Genomic DNA, 19226 nt, shown 5'->3' with positions numbered 1-19226 from the left:
AAAATAAATCCGCGCTGTAACAAGCTTGGTTTATTAATGGATCAGGTTGTTTGATGTGTGTTTTAAGTTGTTGTTTTATATTGCAATACAGCTTTTATAAATAGAAAGAACGGACTATGAAGATACTTTTACTATTGTTTATTTTGGTGCCTTTAACAGAGCTTTATATATTGATACAGGTCGGCTCTGAAATCGGTGCCTTGCCGACCGTGCTGTTAACGATTGCCACGGCGATTGCCGGGGTTTTTCTAATGCGTCAGCAAGGCATGGCCACTATGCTCGAGGCGCAGTCGGAGATGGCCAGTGGTAAGCCGCCTCAAGAAGCCGTTATCGGAGGGGTTTTGATCTTTATCGGCGGGATTCTGCTGTTTATTCCGGGCCTGGTTACCGATTTCCTTGGATTTGTTTTATTGATTCCGCCAGTGCGCTCCTATCTTGTCCGACAGAGTATGAAGGGCATGACGATCCGCTCTCACGGGCATTTCCGGTATCAGAAAGACGATTCGATTATTGAGGGGGAGTGGACCGAAAAAGAGAAGCGACGCCCCGAGTCGTTGGAAGATCGCGATCCGAAATGATTGCGTTTTTCGGATCGCATTGTTTAAAGGCCGCGCGTCTGGCTGGACGTCAATTGACGGCCAGCGCGTTTAAATGAGTTCGATATAGCCGTCCTGATAGGTTGGATAGTGCATTTCATAGCCGGTTGCGCGCAGGCGGGCGTTCGAAAGACGTTTATTACTACGCATAAGGCGGGTGTTTTCGCTTGGTTCCTGGTGTTCAACCTCCGGCACGCTGAGTTGTTCGGCCAACCATTCATAGACTTCACACGACGGAGTCGGCTGGTTATCGACACCGATATAGATGTCGTCCACTTTATCCGCTGTTTGTTCATTGAGTTCCATCAGGTGTGTAAAGATGCCGACGCAGTCGGTCGAATGGATGCGGTTGCTCCAGACGTTTTCCATGCAGTGCGCCTTGCCTTCGCGAACCAGGTCGATCAGGTGTGTACGCCCCGGGCCGTAAATGCCACCAAAGCGGATAACCGTGCCGGGAATGTCGCTTTCAAGGACGAGCTGTTCGCCTTCAATCAGACGTCGGGTTGAAAAACCGTGTTCTTCGGTTGGACTGCTTTCGTCAACCCATTCCCCTTCGGACTGGCCGAAAACGGAAGTGCTGGACGTGAAGAAGAAGCGTTTGACGTGGTGATCTTGCAACGCATGGAGCAGGTTTTTAACGCCCAGTACATAAGCGTGATAGTAGTCGATATCTTTGTATTTATCGGCCGAAACAATATAAAAGACATAGTCGATTTTCTCGGGAAGGTCGCAAATAGGACGGAAGAGATTGCATTCCAGACCGGTGATTTCGTCGGGTAATGCTTCAATGTTGCGGCGAATGCCGTAAACCTGGTGTCCTTTTTGACTGAGTTGACTGCCTAACTGGCATCCTAAATCTCCGCATCCTGCTATTAAAACGGTTGCCATGCTTGCCTCCTGATTGCTAGAGCCTCTAGTATGCACAATAAACCTGGGACAAAAAAGTTCTCTTTTAAAGAGAGTGAATAAAAACTTGATTAAGATTGAGTTATAAAAAAAGCGATCTGTAAAGATCGCTTTTTTGTCGTTCAGCTTGCTTTAAAGCGTTGTTGCAGCGCTTAGTCGAAGTTGTAACGAATCATCATAGTCGCAGCGGTTTGCGAGTGTTTGGTTTCGCTGTAGTCGCCCGATGCTGCACCTGCGATCGGATAGTCGTCACCGATGCCGCTCACGCCGACGCGGGTCTTGACTTCAGGTGCGTAAACAAATGCGCCTTCGATGGTTGCTTTTTTGCTGATTGCCATGCCGCCACCAAGGGTAATATGACTTTCGGTTGTAGCAGGGAAGAAGGTGTTGTTGAAGAAGTTGATTGTAGCCCCTTCAGTCGTCGTCCCGTCCTGTTCTTTGATCGGGTTGTCGCCAGTGTTATAGCCGGCGGCTAGCCAGTAATCTTTAGTGGTGTATTTGGCTCCGATGGAAAATACATCCTGGTCTTGCCATCCGAAGTCTTTATAGCCTTTGGCTTCACCCCACATAATTCTTCGGGCATCGGCGGTAAAGGTCATGTTGCCCATATCGAAAGAGGCACCGACTTTCATTTCCGCAGGCTGTTCCAGTTTGTCGTCAAACGGCTCTGGGATCATGCCAAAGTCGGCAAAAGGCTGCGACGCAGAAGATAGCTGTCCCTTATATTCCATTTCAATGCTGGATGTGTAAGAGGCGGCCAGCGTTAATCCCGGAGCTGCGTCATAGTAACCACCGAAGGAATAACCGAAGCCAAGGCCTTGTGCCATACCGTGACCGGCATCTTCGAGGCCAAAGGTTCCGTACTGAGTTTCGGAGCCGTCATAATGAATATCCAGAGCGCCGTACTGGATGATTGGCGAGAAACCGATACCAGCGGTTTCATTATGGAAAGCCAGTGCCGGAGCAAAGCGTAGAATTTGCAGCGCAGACTGCGCTCTGAACATCTGACCGTTATCCTGATAGTCTACCCCCATACCGGATGTTCCGAACATACCGATACCATAAACCATGTTCTCGTTGATACGGCTGTTGAAAGCGGCTGATGGAACGACAAAAAGATTGGCGTCACTGCTGTCTTTACCGACTGGCTCGCCCGGATTGGCCGGTTCGCCCAGGTTGTGTTCGCTGCTGACATCCGGTGCAAAGATTGTGCCCCCGAAAATCAATTCGGTGCCTTTAGACTTACCGATCAAGGCGGGGTTGGCCAGAAGGTTTTCCGCGCCGAAATAGGCGGCAACCCCGGTTCCACCCATTGCCATGGACTGGGCGCCGATTCCAATCATGTTGGTTCCGTTTGTAGCCATTGCAGAAGAAGCAAAAACGGCTGAGGTTAATGCTAAAGCCAGTTTGGTTTTTTTCATTACTATCCACTCTCTCGATATTGTTATATAAGGATGGGTAAGAATCCTTTACAGTTTTCAAGGCTTACTATGCAGTTTTTAGAGTGAATTGAATAATCAAAAATAATTAATGGGTTATTAGTTGGGTTGATTGAAATAATCAAAAAATATATATAGCTTTTATTGTCGGGAAGGTCCGTGTAGTAAAGTATTTTTATTTTTATATATAAGTTTTGTTGATGAGGGGTTGATGTGGTGGGAAAAGCAATTTGTATCTGGAATGCTTGTTTTACGTTGAAATTTTGATTTCAAAACCTTTGATTGAAATATTTTATTGGGAGATAAAGTCCTTCGGGTTAAAGGTCGAAGACTGCCCGACAATAAAAAAAGCCGCTAATTTGCATTAGCGGCTTGCGGTGTTGTATGAGTGTTTCTAAGTGATTAGAAGTTCATACGGTATGCAACAGTAAAGCCTGTTTGCGAGTGTTTTGTGGTATGGGTAGATGCATCTGCAGCTAGGCCGTAAGGAGCTCCAGGTGCGCCCTGCATGGTTGCAATACCATCTGAAACGACACCAGTGTTAACGGTTTTAGTTACTTCGTCTGCATAAACGATTGCAAAATCCAGCGCAGAATTTTTGGTCAGATTGATACCACCACCAACAGTGAAGTGTGATTCAACAATACCAGGGAAGAAATGGTTGTTGAACATATCGATTGCTTGCGCATAGTATCCGTCCATTCCTGAAGTGACTGGAGGAGCATCTGTACCGATGACTTCGATAGGATCTTCTGCATAGTTATAACCGAACCCTAGCCAGTAACCGTTGCCAGAGTATTTAGCACCAACAGCGAAAACATTTTGGTCATCCCACTGGAAGTCTTGATAACCTTTTGCGTCTGACCATTTGATTTGCTTATAGTCAGCTGTCATCAACCAGTCACCCATGGTGTAGGCCGCACCGACTTTGATTTCTGCTGGCTGTTCCAGCTCATCGCCCATCATCCCGGCAGGGATACCTAGTCCTTCAGCGGCGGTAGAAATCTGACCGTCATATTCCATTTCAATTGCAGACTGGTATGCAAGGGCGATAGTGAATTCAGGCGTGATGTCGAAATAACCACCCAGGTTATAACCGTAACCTAGGTCGGTAGACATGCCGTTACCGACAGTTCCGTCAGCTGTGTAGTTAATGTCTAGTGCACCGTACTGAACGACAGGAGCAAAGCCGATACCGAAGTTGGCTTCGTTATAGGCCAAAGTTGGCGCAAATTTCATTAGCTGAAGATTGCTGTAGCCGTCAAATAGCTCTGGAGTACCACGGTAGTCGACACCCATACCGGCTGAACCGAACATGCCAAGACCGAAGGTCAGGTTTTCGTTGATGCGTGTAGACAGGGATACTTCCGGGATAATGTTCAGGTCATTGTCACTCTGCTCAGAAGTTGCCGTGCCAGGGCTGGCTACATCTGAAGTTGCCGTTACATCCGGCATAAAGATCGTGCCGCCGATGGAAAATTCCGAACCTTGTGACTTACCAAGCAGCGCCGGGTTGGTCAAAGCATTTTCCGAGCCGAAGAATGCCGCTGTACCGGTTCCACCAAGCGCGCGTGCTTGAGCGCCCAGTCCGATTAATACATCCCCGTTGGTTGCAAAGGCAGGTGTTGAAATAATGGTAGAGGCTGCGATTGCTAGAGCTAATTTTGTTTTTCTCATATCGTTCACTTTTTCTCTTTAGAGTTGTTGAGTATAAGCTAAGTGATTTAGCTGGGTACGGACGTTAATATGCCGCATTTTATTTATGATGAGTAATTAAAAATATTTAGTAGCAGATCAATATATTATGATGAACTTAACTAAGTGTTTGAAAAATAAATGTAAAATTTTTTCACTCTGTGGGTGGGATATTTTTTTATGTAAGTAAATATTTTTTAATTTTTTTTAAAAAACATTTTGCGATTCATAGACTTAATGCTACGCAAAAATAATTATATTGCCGGCATGAAAGAAATGCGGTGCAGGAGAACGGATAGGCAAATAAAAAACCCCGTTTTAGCAGGCGCTAAAACGGGGTCTTATTTAGGGTAATTATCAGGTGATCTGAAACGAATTAGAATTCGCCAGTTTTACCTTTTTGTAGCATTTCCCAGATAGTGTCGCGAACTGCCATAGTCGCTTCTTTAAGTTCTGGTGGCATCTTTTTACCCATTTTGATCGCCATATCCATGTTCATAGAGTAGATGTGTAGACCATCTTCTTCTTCAATGATGTTTACACGACATGGAAGGAATCCACCCATTGCAGGGGAGAAGTCAACCATCTTACGAGCAGTTTCAGGGTTACAGAAAGACATTACGTGAATGGTTTTTGATTCGATTCCGCGGGCTTTAAGCTCTTCAGATAGAGGTAGTTCACCAACGTTTTTAAGGTTGCGGTTGATACCAACAGCGTTGATGGCATCGATAACGTCTGCAAGTTCAATACCTTCGTCTACCTTAACTTCCCACATGGTTGCGTCAGCGATATCACCTTCGCTTTCAACCCACTTATCCCAAACTTGATTAAATGTATCCCAGGCGCCGTCATTTAGGTTTCCTGCAGCGTGCATAGTTCCACAACCAGAAAGGGTAGTTAGACCCGCAGCAAGAATCGCGGCTTTAAATAAGTTAGCTAGTTTCATATTCCAGATATCTCCATCGGTTTTGTATAAGTCTGTCTGATGTCTCTCAAACTTTTCACTCAAGTAGATTAAAGATTCACAAATGAAATGCAAACCAATTTTTTTGGGGAGATGATAATATTATTTTATTAAGACCTTCTGATATCTTTTTATAACAGAGGCATTAAATCGAAGCCTAAAGTCTCTAAAATCAAATTAAGTTTTTGATTTTTGGTTTTTTTTACTCCGTGAATATACCACTCTCTATGGATTGGGTAGTTTCGTCGGTAGCGTTCGAATTGATCACTGTTTTCACGGATGGCAGCATCATCATTTTTAATTAAATGGGTTTTTTGCAGTACTTCGAGTAACCCGGATTGCCAATGATCGGAATTGACGACTTCGATCGGATCTGGGGGTGAAGGGAGTTCGGCTTGCCAGTTGTCATCAATTTTCTCACTCCAGAAACGGCACAAGTTTTCATAGACCATTGTGCTTCCGGCAAGTTTGGCTTCAAACGAATGGCCGGCAATATGTGGCGTTGCCAAAAAGCTTTGTTGCAGCAGTTCCTGGTCGATATTGGGTTCGTTTTCCCAGCAGTCGATGATTTTTGCAGCAAGTTGTGTGTTTTTTAGTTCGTTTTCATCGACAATTCCGCCGCGGGCGGCATTGACTAGAATTTGCTCGGATGAAAGGCTGGCGAGTTGTGCTTTGCCGATTAACAGGTGGGTTTTATCCCTGCCGTCGAATGTTAAAGGCGTATGCACACTTATAATGTCGGCTTGCAAGGTTTCCTCTAATGAGCTGAATGCATTCGGGTTTTCCTGTCGCGCTCGCGGAGGATCATTTAACAGGCAGCGCATTCCCAGTGCTTTGGCTTTTTTCTCAAGCCGGCTGCCGACATGGCCGACGCCAATAATTCCAAGCGTTTTCTGCGATAAATCGAATCCTTGTTCTTCGGCTAAAAGGACAAGAGCATGGATGACGAATTCGGCGACCGAGTTGGCGTTGCAGCCTTGCGCGGAATAAAAGTGAATATTGTTATCTTGTAAGTAGTTCTGGTCTATATGATCCAGGCCAACAACCGTGCTGCCGACAAATTTAACTGTTGTGTCAGCTAGTAATGCGTTGTTTACTTGGGTGCGAGAACGAATGATCAAAGCATCTGCATTGAGCAGGTCTTCGCGCTGGATGTCTCGTCCAGGGCGTGTGACTACGTCTCCTAATGACGCGAAAATGGATTTTGCATAGGGGACCGCGTCGTCGACAACGATTTTGCGTTGTACAATTTGAGTCATTTTTTATCCTTAGAATCTTGGTTTTGCGGTTTATTGTAGCCAAGGCGTTGAGGTTGCGCTGAATAAAGCATCATATTAAATGCGATAAGTAATAAGGAGTCTTAATTGAAAGCGAACCATAAAGGGCTTTTGATTCCGGGGGCTGTGGGAGACATTGAGGTAGAGTTTGTTGTGCAGGACGAAAATCTTGTCATTATCAGTCATCCACATCCTCTGTACGGTGGCACTATGCATAATAAGGTTGTGACCACTTTATGGAAGGCATATCAGGAGATGGGGTTTTCAACCTTACGTTATAACTTCCGTGGTGTGGGTATGAGTGAAGGAAAGCATGACTACGCCCAGGGCGAGGTTGAGGACCTTAAGGCTGTGTTGCGTTGGGCACGAACTCAGGGTGAATTTTCCAGAGTGCACTTGGCCGGCTTTTCTTTCGGGAGTTATATTTCCATAAAAGCGGCTGGCGAGCTTAAGCCGCAAAGCCTGTGCACGGTAGCCCCGCCGGTTGGTTTATATTCTTTCGAACCTCAGGAAATCGGCAGGCTGGACTCGGCAACGCAATGGTTATTAATTCAAGGCGGGCAGGACGAAGTCGTCGCGGCAGACGGGGTTCTGCGGTGGGTGGAAACATTGAGTCATAAACCCGATATCTGCTGGCGAGAGCAGGCGACGCACTTTTTTCACGGTGAACTCCTTTGGTTGCGTAAAGCGGTTGCATTGATCAAATCGTGAGGGTCGGCCGGTTTCGAGACTGATTTGGTTTTAGGTTTTTATATTAGGAAAAACTAATGTATTCGTTGCATGCATTTTTTGAATGTCTATAATATTAGAATTTTCTAATGTTTTAATAAGCTTGTCTTATGGAAATGAACTCGCTAATGTGGGCGGGATACTGTAGAAAAGCGTTAATTGTGCAGTGTAAGGCATTGAATTTTATTGTGCTTTTCTAAGCCTGTCATAAGGTTGGCGTTGCGACGGATGTCGCTATATATAAGACAAGCAAGACGAAAACCGAATTACTTTCAAGACTCTGGAGAATTTATGTCTAAGCCTAGTTCGCTCTTTAAGTTGAGTGGGGTTGCCCTGGCGGTCGCTTTGGCAATGCCCTTGGCAGCGCAAGCCAAGACTTACACTTTGGTTGAAGCGGTACAGACCGCGATTGACGCCAACCCTGAAATGGATGTCAGCAAGGCGCGCATGATGCTTGCTGAATCGGCTCTGGCGAAAGCCAAAGCGGGGAATATGCCGCAGATTAACTTTTCGGTAACCGGGACCTATTCCAATAACCCGCTAAATGTCTTCGGCATGAAACTTCAGCAGCAACAGGCCAGTTTGTCGGACTTCGGGTTTGATGATGCAACCGCCGCCGCTTTTGGTTCCGGGGATTATGCCCATGAACCGGACTCTCTAAATAATCCGTCTCCTTACTCAGATATGAATACCCGTGTTGAGATGATGGTTCCGGTTTATAACGGCGGGCGAGTCGAAAGTTATAAACAGCAGGCCAAGTCGATGATCGAAGCGGCGCAGAGCGGAGATGTCGCGGTCAAACAGTATTTGACGTTCAGTGTTTATCAGGCCTATGAAGCCGTGCATTCTGCCCGCGCCTTTATAAAGGTTGCTGAACAGGCTAAGAAAACAGCCGACGAATATGTGCGTACCACCGAAAACCTGGTTAACCAGGGGGTGATTGTGCGCTCCGAGCTGTTGAGCGCCAGAGTTAACGCGTCAACTGCCGAAGTCGCTTTGGCAAAGGCTAAAGGACAGGAGCAGATCGCATTGGACGGTTTGCGTATTCTGATGGGCTTGAAAGCGAGCGAGCATCTGGATGTTGCCGACCGTATGGACATCGGTCTGCCTGAAGGGAGTGTTGAAGAGTTGCTTGAACGGGCTATCGATAAAAATCCTCAGTTAATGGCGCAGCGTAAGCAGGCAACTTCGTCGATTTACGCCATTGATACCGCCAAAGCAGATGAAAAACCAAGTTTCAATATGTTGTTGCGTCAGGACTGGAATGACGACCGTGTCGGTTTTGATGCTTCCAGCTATACCGTTGCCGGTGTCTTCTCCTGGAAAGTGACCGATTTCGGACTCACTAAGAACAGTATCAAAATGGCGCGTGCCTCAGCTGAGCAGCAGCAGGCCGAAACTGCGTCCATGGCGAATAAGATCCGCTTTGAAATGATGACCGCCTGGCATAGATTGCAGGTTGCCCGCGAGCAGGTTGTCTCCAGCAAATTGGCTGTTCAGCAGGCAGAGGAGGCGCAAGTTCTGGTTACCAAACGTTATGAAAACGGTGTCGCTACTTTTACCGAACTTTTGACGAGTCAGACTCAGTTGGATAAGGCGCGCGCCGATCTGGTTGCTGCCGAGTATGAGGTAAACATTCAGAAGGCCACTCTGCGTTTGGCTCTGGGCAGTATGGATATTTCCCAGCTGTAAGGCGGGTGTTGAGCAGACAAAGATAGTTAGCTTTAAAAAGGAAAGATGATGAAACAAGTTAAGCAAGTTCTAGCGATCGCAATCTTAGCAACGATCGGCTTGAATGGGTGTCAGCAGGAAGCGCCGACGGCACCGGAAACCAAGCCGCAGACATTTCAGGCCGTGATTCACAATGTCGAGTTGGGCACCGTCCCTCTGACGGCAGTCGTACCGGGCTCTGTTGTGCCGGATCAGAAAGCGCGTATCGCTTCCCGTTTGATGGGGTATATCAAAGGACTGGATGTCGAGGTCGGTGAGAAAGTCGAGCAGGGAAGTCTGCTTTTCACCATCGACTCTACCGACATCCGCAGTCAGATCGCTCAGGCGAATTCGGCTTATGCTCAAGCGCAGGCCGCGTTGAAAGACGCCAAGCTGGATTACGACCGTTTTACCCAGCTGTATAAAGATAATTCGGTTTCCAAACAGCAATACGACAAGATTCGTTTGCAGTACTCGGTTGCCCAGGAAAATCTTGCTTCCGCTAAATCGGCGCTGAATCAGGCGCGCTCTCAGTTGAATTATGCAAATGTCCGCGCTCCGTTTAGCGGTGTGGTCGTCGAGAAAATGGCGACCGCCGGTGATTTGGCCGCGCCGGGCAACCCGATTGTGGTCATTGAAAATCTGCAATCCCTGAGTGTGCAGACAGAGGTTGCCGGTGATCTTTACGCGGCTTTGCGAGTCGGGGATGAGGCGACGGTCTTTATTGACGGTCAGGATGCGCCGATGGTGGGAACCATCTATACCCTGGTGGGTGCTGCAAACCCGAAAACCCGTACGCATACGGTTAAATTGAGTTTGCCGGCCGTGAAAAATATTAATTCGGGGACTTTTGCCCGAATCAGTTTCAAACAGGGAGAGCGCCAGGCGATGATGGTGCCGCAGAGCGCCATTGTTAATCGTGCCGGAATTGATGGAATTTTCGTCGTTCAGGACGGAAAAGCGATGTTCAATATGGTTCGTACCGGGATCAATATCGGCGATATGGTTGAAATCCAGTCAGGACTTGATCTCGGTGATCAGATTGTTTTGTCTAATAATGCCAGCATGTTGAACGGTGATCTTGTCGAGCCAGTGGCTGCGCAACCTGCAACCGAAGCAGCGAAATAACGGAGAGTTTGGATGGCTGAAAATGCAAAGCAAACAAACGCTGCCGAAGCTGCTGAGCTGAATATTGCCGGTAAGCTGGCGAAAGCGTTTATTCATTCTAAAATCACGATGATGATCGTGGTTGCCATTACTTTGGCGGGGATTCTGGCTTATTTGATTACGCCGCGAGAATATAATCCGCAGATAGTCGTGCCGGCGGCCAATATTATGGTTCCTAAAGGCGGGGCGACACCGCAGGAAGTCGAGAATATGGTGGTTAAACCGCTGGAAACCATCTTGAGTTCTCTGCCGGGGGTTGATCATACCTTTGGGTATGCGACCAACGATTTCGGTGTGGTGACGGTTCAGTTCGAGGTGGGTGAAAACCAGGTGGATAGTTTGGTTAAAGTCTATAACCAGATTATGCAGAACATGGATAAGATGCCGCCGGATACACAGCAGCCTCTGGTCAAGCCGATTAACGTTGACGATGTGCCGATTATGACACTGGCCGTTACGTCTTCTGAATTATCCGGCTATGATTTACGCGATATCTCGCTGAAATTGGTTGAGAACCTTCGTAACCTGCCTGGGGTCTCTTTTACCGATGTCGTCGGTGGTAAAGAGCGCGCGATTAATGTCTGGCTGGATGCGCAGAAAATCGCTTTGACGGGATTGTCTCTGGAGCAGATCAGTGAAATGCTGAAGGGGTCGAATGTCTCGGTCCCTGTCGGTTCCCTGATTAATAATAATAAAGATCATCTGGTTCGTGTAAACGGCTACCTTGGTAATGCGGCGGATGTCGGTGACATTATTATTGGTGCCGATAACGGTCGCCCGATCTATTTGCGCGATATTGCCCGTATCGAAGATGGTCCGAAAGAAAGTGATGCGTACAGTCGTATCGGCTTCGGTCCGAACTCTGCTGTCGCATCGCATGGCGAGCAGGCAGCAGTGACCATTACGGTAGCAAAAAAGCCGGGTACGAATGCGGTTGCGGTGGCCGATGCAGTGCTGGAACAGCTGGAACAGCTGAAGAAAGCCGTTCTGCCGCATAATGTCGAAGTGGTTGTCACGCGTAATGACGGTGATAAAGCCAATGCGGCGGTAAATCTTCTGATGGAGCACTTGGGGATCGCCGTCGGTTCGGTCATCGTGATCTTGGTGCTGTTCCTAGGGTGGCGAGAAGCGGGAATTGTTACCTTGACCGTGCCACTGATCCTGTTTGTGGTGCTGTTTATCGGTCTGATCGCCGAGCAGACGATTAACCGTATTACACTATTTGCGTTGATTCTATCGCTTGGATTGCTGGTGGATGCCGCCATCGTCGTTATCGAGAACATTCACCGGCATATTCATGAGGGCTTTGATCCGGAAAAATTCGATGAAGTTCTGATTAAGGCGACCAATGAGATCGGTAATCCGACAAACGTCGCGACCGTTGCGGTTATTCTGGCGTTTATCCCGATGTTGTTTGTAACCGGTATGATGGGGCCGTTTATGGCGCCGATTCCATTTAACGTTCCGGTGGCGATGATCGCCTCTTTGGTTATTGCTTATATTCTTGTGCCTTATGTCGCTTACCGTTTCTTGGGTAAAAAGGCGATTAAGGAAATGCAGCATCGCGAAAGCACCGAGACGCATCACCCGCATCAGGAAGACTGGATGCAAAAGCTGTACGTTAAGACAATTGTTCCTTTGATTGATTCCCGTACCAAGCGAAATGTGTTCCTGTTTATTGTGCTGGGGACACTGATTGCTTCGATGATGCAGCCGGCGCTGCAATTTATCCGCGATGACGGAATGAATAATCCGCTGCATTCGGCCGGTGTCGAAGTCAAAATGCTGCCGTATGACAATACCAGCACTTTCCTGGTGCAGGTGGATATGCCGGAAGGTACGGCTGTTGAAGCGACCGACCGCGTTGTGCGTCATGTTGGGAGTATGTTGTCCGGCACCGAATTTGTCACTGATTACAGCGTTTTCCTTGGGAAGCCGGCTCCGATTGATTTTGCGGCATTGGTTCGCGGGGACTTGATTAAGCAGGGCGGTAATTTCGCGCAGATTCGTGTCAATCTGGTGAATAAAGGCATGCGTTCGATCTCTTCGCACGAAATTGTTCAGAACTTTGATCAGTCACTGGATTCTTTACGCAAAGTGTTCCCGGATGCCAATATCAAGTTGTATGAAACCCCTCCGGGACCGCCGGTAACGACACAGATTATGGCAGAGCTTTATGGACCAGACTATGACAAGCTGCGTCAGGCGGCGGGAGAAGTCAGAGAGAAATTTGATCAGATTTACGGTCTGATCAATGTGGATGACTCGGTAACCGACGACACTATGACTTACGAGGTGAATATCGATCGCGAGCAGGCGAACCTGCTTGGTGTCGCGCCTGCACAGGTCAGTAAAATGTTGCGTGACTATATCAACGGCTTCGAGTTGGGGTATATGCACCTGGATAACGTTCGTGAGCCGGTTGATATCATCGTTCGCCTGCCTCGTTCGGAAAGAACCGTTCCGGAGCAGCTATTGTCCTTGCGCGTTCAGTCGCGCTCCGGAGAAGTGGTTCCGCTTTCCGCTGTTGCGGATATCGAGGAAGTAGAGCGTGCTAAGCCGATTATGACGCGTGATCAACATCGCATGGTGATGGTTGGTGGTGAGTTGTTGGAATCAAGCCCGGTATATGCGATTCTTTCGCTGGATAAAATGCTCGACCAAGTGACTTTGCCTGAATCGAATGTGACCTTTGCAACCGGTAATCTCGGGTTTGTTCAGGCGCAGCCGAAAGATGTCATGGATTACACCTTGTTATGGGGCGGTGAAATGCGTCTGACTCTGGATGTTTTCCGTGATATGGGAAGTGCGTTCATCGTTGCGCTTATCTTTATCTATCTGATTTTGGTTGGCTACTACAAGTCCTTTATGATGCCAGTGATCGTAATGGGAGCGATTCCTCTGACAATGATCGGTGTATTTCCGGGGCATTGGGCCACTGGACAAGCCTTTACGGCGACTTCGATGATCGGGGTCATTGCTCTGGCCGGTATCGTAGTACGTAACTCCCTACTGCTGATTGACTTTATCCTTGAGTATCGCGCAGAAGGCCAGTCGCTTAAGGATGCCGTGATTCAGGCCGGTAAGGTGCGTTTCCGTCCGATCCTGCTGACTGCTCTGGCGATTATTTTCGGTTCGATGATTATGATTACCGACCCTGTATTCGGTGGTTTGGCAGTATCACTGATCTTCGGTACTCTGTCGTCTACGGTCTTAACCTTGTTGGTCATTCCTCTGATGTACTACATCTGGCAATGGCATGGCGGTGTTAAGCAGCAGGAAGAGGCTCAGAAAGCCGCGAGTTAATCGATAATATTGTTTGTTAACACAAAAAGAACCGGGCTCAAGCCCGGTTTTTTTGTGTCCGTCGGAAGAGTTAAGTAAGATCATGAAAAAACAAAAATGTATTTGTTTCCCACAAAAAGCTTCGTATACTGGTTTCTGCGAATAATTACTGAATAAACAATCTGAGTTTTTGAGGAGAAGATGGATGCTAAAAAAACTTTTTGCTGGTGCGGTACTTTCAATGGGTGTTCTGTCAACGGCTATGCCAGTTCAGGCCGAAGAGCCTATGGTTGTGAATGTTTCGATTCTGTCGTTGGATATGGCGAATAAGGCTGCGATGGCAACCATTGAAGCTTGTCGCGAAAAAGGTATCCCTGTCAGTGTGACGGTGGTTGATCGTAGTGGGATTGTTCAGGCGCAGCTGCGCGATACGATTGCCCCGGCGGTTTCATTGGGTATCAGCCAGAAAAAAGCTTATACCGCAGTGATGTTCAACGTTAAAGGTTCGCAGCTTGGCGAACGTGCCAAAAGCCCTTTGCAAACAATGGGCGCAGGGCTAGCATTCATGGCTGGTTCTACACCGATTCAGGCTGGTGGAAAGTTATACGGAGCAATTGGTGTAAGTGGTGCCCCGGATGGTATGGATGATGAGGCGTGTGCCATTAAAGGGGCAGAGTCTATTTTGGAAGACCTGGAAATGATGTAATCCCTTGTTTAAATGAATTGAAAAACCCTGGTTAAGTATGTTTACTAGGGTAAATAAAATTTATTGTTGGTTGAAGTGCATTTATCAGTAAAAATTTTATAGAATCAGAATTGCAGGCGTTATTTTTACAATTTTGAATAGTAATTTTACTTATAAGCACCCGTTTTTATATTTTAGGAAGGTAAGATGATGGAAAATCGGAATTTGGAAGTTCAGAAAACGAAGCAACTTAAGAAACAGAAAGGGGCTTCTATGATGGAGTATGCGCTGTTGATCGCTGGTGTTGCGATTATCGCTGCTCTGCTGTTCAGCGGCGATAACGGTGGGGTTGTTGGTGAAGCGATTACCAACAAAGTAGAAAGCGCCGTTAACAGTGTTAATAACCCGTAATTCAATTCGGGTTGTCGCTGAATATTTAAAATCTTCTTGAAGGAGTTTCCGGGCAATGCTTAAGCGAAAGGAATCGCAAAAAGGCGCAGTAATGCTTGAAACCGCTTATGTTCTGCCGGTTTTGCTCGGAGTTGTGCTGTTTATTGTCGAGACACTCTCTTTCGCATTGAACAGTCTGCTGGTTAATGATGTTTTAACGGATATTCATTTGACCATTGTCGATGAGGTTCAGGAAATATCCTCTCTTGAGTCAGGTGAAAGCCCGAGTAGCAGTGTGCTTTATGCATACTGCGACGGCGGATCGGTTCGATTGCCGGTCGGTGAAAACGAGTCTATGACTGCCTTGGCAGTCTCGGCACTGGAAGCCAAAGGGGTTGCCATGCTCGACTCAAATCCGGCAAAGGTGACTGTTTCCATGCAGACCGAGTCCGGCTTTGATCTTTACCTGATCCGATTTACCGGCACTGCCGATCTACTTGTTCTCCCTAATTTTCTAAATGAATTGCTGCCGATGGATGTCGATACAGTGGTCAGTATTAAAGCGAGTTGCGTAAGTTCTTAGGATGCTTGGGCGTCTTAATAACTTAAACAACATGAACCTTGTAAGGTTTGACTAAAGAAAGTACGAGTTCTCTATGAAAGTCTCCCGTAGCGATTTAATCCTCTATACCATCGCCTTTATTTCAGCAATAGCTGTCGTCGTGCTGGTTTACGCCTATATTGAAAAGCGCATTGCCGATGCCGAAGCACATCTTCCCGTAAAAACCATCAAAATAGTCGAAAAACCTGAACTTGCGCCGGTTCTGGTCGCCAGTCGAGATCTGTTCCGAGGGGAAAAAATCGAGAAAGAAGATGTTCAGGTTTTGATGATCGCCAAGGAAGGAATAAAACTTAAAGGTGTCTACAGTAAACCGGAAGACGTCGTCGGTCAGGTCGTTAAGACGGATTTATACGCGGGTGAATGGCTTGCCGGCAGAAAGTTTGTGGACAAGCTGGCGCCGGAAAAAGTTTTGTCTGAAGGAATTAAAGGACTGGTTGCGCCCGGTAAGAGAGCGATGCGTATTCCGGTGAATCCCGAAAGCGGTCTTATGGGGATTCTATCCCCCGGCGATCATGTTGATGTGGTAAGTGTTTTCTCCAGCGCCAATGGCGAGCGTACGATCAGCCGAGTCATATTGCAGAATATTGAAGTTCTTTCGATTGGTCAGGCCAGCCACTTTAAGCCGAAAACGGATATGCAGAAAGTAGAAGATTCGGGTACCAAGCAGGATGAGACGCTGGCTAAAAAATCCATGGTTGCGCTGCATGTCGATATTCAGCAGGCCGAAGAATTGGCTCTGGCGATGAGTGTCGGTTCAGTTCATTTGCTGTTGCGCAATCAGGCGGATGTCAATGTCTCCGACAGCGACGGGGTTAATGTTCAGGTTATTGAAAGTATGAAACAGAAAAAAGTGGCGCACCCTGCCAAAAATAAACGACATACCGTAGAGCTGCTGCAAGGCGGAGAGGTTGAAGAGGTGACGGTGCAATGATGAAAAAAACACTTTTAGCGTCGATTCTGTCGGCCGGCTTGTTTGTTACTCCTTTTGCTAGCGTTGTTTATTCTCCGACGGCTTTAGCGGAACAGCCGGAAAGTTTTAGCGTAAGTCATTCGGAATCCCGTTTATTGAATTTCAAACAGCCTATTAAACGGGCGATGATTGCCAATCCTGATGTGGCCAGCCTTAAGGTTGTCAGCGCGAACGAGTTGATGCTGACCGGACGCTCGCTGGGTATGACCAAACTGTTTATTAACTTCCGTAATCAGCCAAAGAAAGCGCATGAATTTGTTGTCGATGTTAAGGAAAACCCGCAGCAGCAGACGAATATCGACAAGACCATAAAAGAGTTGCTGGCCAAGCTGAACCCGCAAGGTACTGTCCAGTACGAAATTCGCAGTATCTGGGTCGATGCGAGCAACAACCTTCGTCGAGAGGTTGACGAGATCGGGAATCAGATCGACGGTAACAGCGATCTGCGCAATACAGGGCGCCAGGATCAGGAAGTTTTGCAATCCGAACAGAGTGTCGGAAGTTCCAGTATTTCGTCAACGGCAGGGAATTTCATGGTTCTGTTGACCGGTGATGTTGTCAATCAGGCGCAGAAAAAACGTATCCATTCGGTCATTTCCGCTCTGGGTGTCAGTGTGGTCAATATGATTAAAATTTCCGGGCCACAGGAGGTCAAGCTTGAGGTCCGGGTTGCCGAAGTTGTTAAAGGAAACCCTTTCCAGAGCGGCGCGGTATTTAACTATCAAGCTGCCCGCGGTAACGATCTGTTGCAAACGATCAGCAGTGTTTTGGCGACAACCGCTACCGGCTCGACACCGCTTGCTCCGATTTTAAATGAGGCTTTCCAGGTATCGGTTCAATCCGGTAACAGCAATTTCTCCGGTATCCTGACGGCTCTGGAAGAGAATAGTCTGGCAAGAGTTCTGGCCCGTCCGCAACTGATCGTGCAGTCGGGGGAGACGGCCGAGTTCCTGGTCGGTGGAGAAGTTCCGATTCCGGTCTCCCAGAATGCAGATGCGATTACCGTGCGCTATAAAGAATTCGGTGTCCGCTTACGCTTTAGCCCGGTAATTACGGAATCCGGCGAAATTCGTATGACCGTGGCCCCGGAAATTTCCAATATCGATTACAGTGCCGGCTCTGAAAGTAACGGATTAGTTCAGCCGGGCTTCCGCTCACGTCGCGCGAAAACAACGGTGACCCTGGAACCGGGACAGAGTTTCATTGTGGGCGGTCTGATTCAGGATTCTTTCCAGAGTTCGATTTCAAAAATCCCTTTCCTTGGCGATATTCCGATTTTAGGCGCGCTATTCCGTTCGACAAACTATGAAAAAGATCAGACGGAATTAGCCATAGTCGTCACCCCGACGTTCGTCGAGCCGATTGAAAAAGGCACTGAGATTTCTCTGCCAGGGGAGAATATGAAAGTGCCGTCATATGGCGAGGCTTTCTGGATGGGGAAAATTGTTGAAATGCTGCCCGAAGGCGAGAGCGCCATACCTGCGTTGTCGAGCAAAATCGGACTGGAGAAACCATAATGACCGCAACATTGAACAACAGCACAGTCAACCTCAAGCAAGCGCTCTATGTAGGCTCGGATCGAGACTTGCTGGAGGCGGTTTCGATCTCCATCCGCTCCAAGTACAACGTCGAACTGATGGTTGAGGTGCCGCATATCTGGCCGGAAGACATCAGTCTGGTATTGATTGAATATGACGGTGACAGCAAAACCGTTCTGGGGCGCATCAATCAGATTCTGACACTGGCCAAAGGCGTGTCGATCTATGCGTTATTGAAGGAGAAGGATGCGGACTTCTTGATTGAAGCGAGCCATCAGGGCGTTCAGGGGTTTATTGAATGTCCGGATGAGGTATTCAACATCCTTTCCATCCTACATATGCAGGATCGTCGTCGTTTGGGGAAAAACGGAAACGTTTCGACTTTTTTCAGTCTGAAAGGCGGGGTTGGCCGAACCGCGCTGGCGACGAATGTTGCCGCGCATATCGCCGATCTGACGCGCGGAAGAACGGTGCTGGTTGATTTGAATATGCCTCTGGGCGACACCGTGCTTTATTTGAGTATGGAGAATCAGCGGCTCTATACCTTGACCGACTTTGTGTACAACATAAATCGTTTTGACGAAGACCTTGTGTATAACTCCTTAAGCCGACATGAATCAGGGCTGTATCTACTGCCTTTACCGGCGGATATCGGTGAGCTTGACGGGCTTAATTCGGATCTGATCAAAATGATTATTCAGTCCTTAAGACGGTATTTTGACCATGTGGTGATTGACTTGTCTACGGACTTGTCGGACAGCACTTTAAGTTGTCTGGATGAAGCCGATAATGTGGTGTTGGTCGCCGAGCCTTCTCTTTCTTCTCTGCGTGCGGTGAATACGGCTATCCAGCTGGCGCAAAAGCTGGGTTATGTCAGAGAGTCTCTGAAACTGGTGATTAACCGTAGTACGCCGACCAGCGATTCCATTCTTGACGATGTTATTGATGCACTGGAAATCGATTCGGTCACGAGAGTGTCGAACGATTACCACGGATTTAACGAATCGCTAAAGGAAGGTGAGTTGATCGCCAGCTTCAAGCCGAATTCCGAAGTGAACCGCCAACTGTTCAGTCTGGCGCATATGCTGCATAACGGCATTGTGCGTCCGGAAGAGCTGACGATGCCGGATTTCAATAAGGCGGTGGAAACGCCGAGTCTGATCGAGCGGGTAAACCGTTTTTTCGATCGAGTGATGCCGGGTTTACATGCGAAACAGGCAGACAATTCAACTAAAGATTAGCAAAGTTCGCGA

The 19226-nt window shown here is 47.7% G+C and carries 16 protein-coding genes; 11 read left to right on the top strand and 5 right to left on the bottom strand.

Annotated elements, in window-relative coordinates; translation table 11 throughout:
• Positions 1–116 precede the first annotated feature (116 nt).
• Positions 117–578, top strand: coding sequence for an FxsA family protein (locus tag J3999_RS04750; protein ID WP_208126814.1), 462 nt, complete (start codon positions 117–119; stop codon positions 576–578).
• A 69-nt stretch (positions 579–647) separates the two neighbouring features.
• On the opposite strand, the gene J3999_RS04745 is transcribed toward J3999_RS04750, so the two are convergent.
• From J3999_RS04745 to J3999_RS04725, 5 genes are all read right to left on the bottom strand, one after another.
• On the bottom strand, positions 648–1484 hold the full coding sequence (locus J3999_RS04745; RefSeq protein ID WP_208126813.1) for an SDR family oxidoreductase: 837 nt from the start codon (positions 1482–1484) through the stop codon (positions 648–650).
• Positions 1485–1654: 170 nt separating this feature from the next.
• The gene (locus J3999_RS04740; protein WP_208126812.1) at positions 1655–2923 is read right to left on the bottom strand and encodes an OmpP1/FadL family transporter; all 1269 of its coding nucleotides are present in this window, start codon (positions 2921–2923) and stop codon (positions 1655–1657) included.
• Between the two features lie 420 nt (positions 2924–3343).
• Positions 3344–4618, bottom strand: a complete 1275-nt coding sequence (locus J3999_RS04735) for an OmpP1/FadL family transporter (RefSeq protein WP_208126811.1) — start codon at positions 4616–4618, stop codon at positions 3344–3346.
• Positions 4619–5012: 394 nt separating this feature from the next.
• Positions 5013–5510 carry a DUF302 domain-containing protein gene (locus J3999_RS04730; RefSeq protein WP_238843408.1) on the bottom strand — a complete coding sequence of 166 codons (498 nt, stop codon included), beginning with the start codon at positions 5508–5510 and terminating at the stop codon, positions 5013–5015.
• A gap of 221 nt (positions 5511–5731) precedes the next feature.
• Positions 5732–6859, bottom strand: a complete 1128-nt coding sequence (locus tag J3999_RS04725) for a 4-phosphoerythronate dehydrogenase (protein WP_208126810.1) — start codon at positions 6857–6859, stop codon at positions 5732–5734.
• A gap of 105 nt (positions 6860–6964) precedes the next feature.
• Between J3999_RS04725 and J3999_RS04720 the strand changes: the two genes are divergently transcribed.
• The 10 genes from J3999_RS04720 (at position 6965) to J3999_RS04675 (ending at position 19214) form a co-directional block, all read left to right on the top strand.
• Positions 6965–7588, top strand: a complete 624-nt coding sequence (locus J3999_RS04720) for an alpha/beta hydrolase (RefSeq protein ID WP_208126809.1) — start codon at positions 6965–6967, stop codon at positions 7586–7588.
• A 309-nt stretch (positions 7589–7897) separates the two neighbouring features.
• A complete protein-coding gene (locus J3999_RS04715; protein ID WP_208126808.1) occupies positions 7898–9298 on the top strand; it encodes a TolC family protein in 1401 nt (466 codons plus the stop codon).
• Positions 9299–9346: 48 nt separating this feature from the next.
• Positions 9347–10444, top strand: a complete 1098-nt coding sequence (locus tag J3999_RS04710) for an efflux RND transporter periplasmic adaptor subunit (protein WP_208126807.1) — start codon at positions 9347–9349, stop codon at positions 10442–10444.
• A 12-nt stretch (positions 10445–10456) separates the two neighbouring features.
• Complete coding sequence (locus tag J3999_RS04705; RefSeq protein ID WP_208126806.1) at positions 10457–13789, top strand: efflux RND transporter permease subunit; 3333 nt, start codon at positions 10457–10459, stop codon at positions 13787–13789.
• A 184-nt stretch (positions 13790–13973) separates the two neighbouring features.
• Positions 13974–14474 (top strand): heme-binding protein, encoded by a 501-nt coding sequence (locus J3999_RS04700; protein WP_173284195.1) that lies wholly within the window; start codon positions 13974–13976, stop codon positions 14472–14474.
• A gap of 186 nt (positions 14475–14660) precedes the next feature.
• Complete coding sequence (locus tag J3999_RS04695; protein ID WP_173284196.1) at positions 14661–14864, top strand: hypothetical protein; 204 nt, start codon at positions 14661–14663, stop codon at positions 14862–14864.
• A 55-nt stretch (positions 14865–14919) separates the two neighbouring features.
• Positions 14920–15426 carry a hypothetical protein gene (locus tag J3999_RS04690; RefSeq protein WP_173284197.1) on the top strand — a complete coding sequence of 169 codons (507 nt, stop codon included), beginning with the start codon at positions 14920–14922 and terminating at the stop codon, positions 15424–15426.
• 73 nt (positions 15427–15499) lie between these two features.
• Positions 15500–16396, top strand: a complete 897-nt coding sequence (gene cpaB, locus J3999_RS04685) for a Flp pilus assembly protein CpaB (protein ID WP_208126805.1) — start codon at positions 15500–15502, stop codon at positions 16394–16396.
• The gene (locus tag J3999_RS04680; RefSeq protein ID WP_243755314.1) at positions 16393–17952 is read left to right on the top strand and encodes a type II and III secretion system protein family protein; all 1560 of its coding nucleotides are present in this window, start codon (positions 16393–16395) and stop codon (positions 17950–17952) included. Before cpaB ends, J3999_RS04680 begins: the two co-directional genes overlap by 4 nt.
• The gene (locus tag J3999_RS04675) at positions 17952–19214 is read left to right on the top strand and encodes an AAA family ATPase (RefSeq protein ID WP_208126804.1); all 1263 of its coding nucleotides are present in this window, start codon (positions 17952–17954) and stop codon (positions 19212–19214) included. Before J3999_RS04680 ends, J3999_RS04675 begins: the two co-directional genes overlap by 1 nt.
• Positions 19215–19226: the final 12 nt, after the last annotated feature.

The sequence above is a fragment of the Thiomicrorhabdus sp. 6S3-12 genome, from assembly GCF_017571475.1.
Taxonomy (GTDB): Bacteria; Pseudomonadota; Gammaproteobacteria; order Thiomicrospirales; family Thiomicrospiraceae; genus Thiomicrorhabdus.
This window is presented reverse-complemented; position numbering and strand designations above follow the sequence as displayed.